The organism is Plasticicumulans sp., from assembly GCF_035331805.1.
Classification (GTDB): domain Bacteria; phylum Pseudomonadota; class Gammaproteobacteria; order Competibacterales; family Competibacteraceae; genus Plasticicumulans.
On the sequence record NZ_DAOLKE010000542.1, the window covers coordinates 1 to 1,643 of the forward strand.

The window sequence follows — 1,643 nt, forward strand, 5'->3', positions numbered from 1 at the left end:
CGAGCTACGTCGGGGTGTCCGGCGGCAGCATCGTCGCGGCGCTGGCCGCCGCCGGCTGGCCGCCGCCGCGGCTGCTGCGTCTGGCGCTCGACACCGACTTCGGGCGCTTCCGCGGCCGCTCGCTGTGGCAGCTCGCGCGCCGCGGCGGGCTGTCCTCGGGCGAGGCCTTCGAGCGCTGGCTCGACGAACTGCTCGAAGGCCGGCGCTTCCGCGATCTGCCGAAGGACCTGGCCGTGGTCGCCACCGACGTGCACACCTCGCAGCCGGTGGTGTTCAGCCGCAAGACCACGCCGGATGAGCGCATCGCGCGCGCGGTGCGCTGCTCGATGGGCATCCCGCTGCTGTTCGCGTTCCAGCCGTATCGCGACCATCTGCTGGTCGACGGCAGCATCCTGTCCGAGGATGCGCTGCAGCGCGACTGGAGCGGCGACGGCACGCCGGTGTGCTTCTTCCGGCTGCGCGGCGAGCCCGACACCCGGCCGCTGTCCACGGCCGGGCTGTTCCCGCTGCCGGCCTACGTGTCGATGCTGATTCGCACCTTCATGACCACGCTGTCGCGCGAGTTCGTCGATGCCCGCCACTGGCCGCGCACCGTCGTCGTCGAGGTCGGCAGCTACTCGCCGATCGACTTCGCGCTGCGCGAGGCCGACAAGCGCGAGCTGTACGCCTGCGGCTACGAGACGGTACGCAACATCCTGCCGTTCAAGTTCCCGGGGCTGTGCCCTTCATCCGCGGACGCCGTCCTGCCCGATGCCTCCTGAAGCGGCGGGCCACGGCGGCCGGCAGGCCGGCCTGATCCGGCCCGATGCCGATGCCACCCACAACGCCTTTACGAACGCCTTCACGAACGCATTCACGCATGACCGGTAGAGACCCCCGTATGAATCGAAGCTCCGTGACGCTGCACCACGCCCGCCTGTGGCAGGGCCTCGGCTGGGCGCTGGTCGCGATCGTCGTCTGGCTGTCGCTCGATCCCAGTCCGCCGACGCCGCCGGATTTCCTCGCCTGGGACAAGGCCCAGCACGCCCTCGCCTACGGCACGCTGGCCTGGTGGTTCCGCCAGAGCTTCGCGCCGCACCGGCGCTGGCCGCTGTTCCTGGTCGGGCTCGGCATCGGGCTGGAGTTCCTGCAGGGGCTCGGCGGCGTGCGCATGTTCGATGTCGACGACATGCTCGCGAACACCGTCGGCGTCGGTCTCGGCACGGCGCTCGCCGTGTGGACGCCGGCCGGCCGGCTGCTCGGCTGGGCCGACCGGCGGCTGGCGCCGGCATGAGGCCGGGCTTCGGAGCGCCGTCTGCGGAGGGCTGGCGATGAACTGGCTGATCCTGCTGGTTGCCGGTCTCTGCGAGGTCGGCTGGGCGATCGGGCTGAAGTACACCGAGGGCTACACCCGGCTGTGGCCGAGCGTGTTCACGATCGCCGGCATGGTCGTCAGCGTCTGGCTGCTCGGCATCGCCATGCGCACGCTGCCGGTCGGCACCGCCTACGCGGTCTGGGTCGGCATCGGCGCGGTCGGCACCGCGATCCTCGGCATCGTGCTGTTCGACGAACCGGCCGATGCCGCGCGCCTGTTCAGCCTGACGCTGATCGTCGCCGGCATCGTCGGGCTGAAGCTCGCCAGCGCGCACTGAGCGCACCGGCCC

General features: G+C 71.5%; 3 protein-coding genes. All 3 read left to right on the plus strand.

Annotation, left to right across the window (positions count from 1 at the left end):
* A partial coding sequence (locus PKE44_RS19205) for a patatin-like phospholipase family protein (RefSeq protein WP_324554425.1) occupies positions 1-761 on the plus strand: 761 nt, incomplete at its 5' end.
* 119 nt (positions 762-880) lie between these two features.
* Positions 881-1,273 (plus strand): VanZ family protein, encoded by a 393-nt coding sequence (locus tag PKE44_RS19210; RefSeq protein WP_324554427.1) that lies wholly within the window; start codon positions 881-883, stop codon positions 1,271-1,273.
* Between the two features lie 37 nt (positions 1,274-1,310).
* Complete coding sequence (gene sugE / locus PKE44_RS19215; RefSeq protein WP_324554429.1) at positions 1,311-1,631, plus strand: quaternary ammonium compound efflux SMR transporter SugE; 321 nt, start codon at positions 1,311-1,313, stop codon at positions 1,629-1,631.
* Positions 1,632-1,643 lie beyond the last annotated feature (12 nt).

What these genes read in the sequence shown, in the direction of transcription:
- PKE44_RS19210 (WP_324554427.1), top strand. Translation starts at nt 881, where the DNA reads ATGAATCGAAGCTCCGTGACGCTGCACCACGCCCGCCTGTGGCAGGGC.
- sugE (WP_324554429.1), top strand. Translation starts at nt 1,311, where the DNA reads ATGAACTGGCTGATCCTGCTGGTTGCCGGTCTCTGCGAGGTCGGCTGG.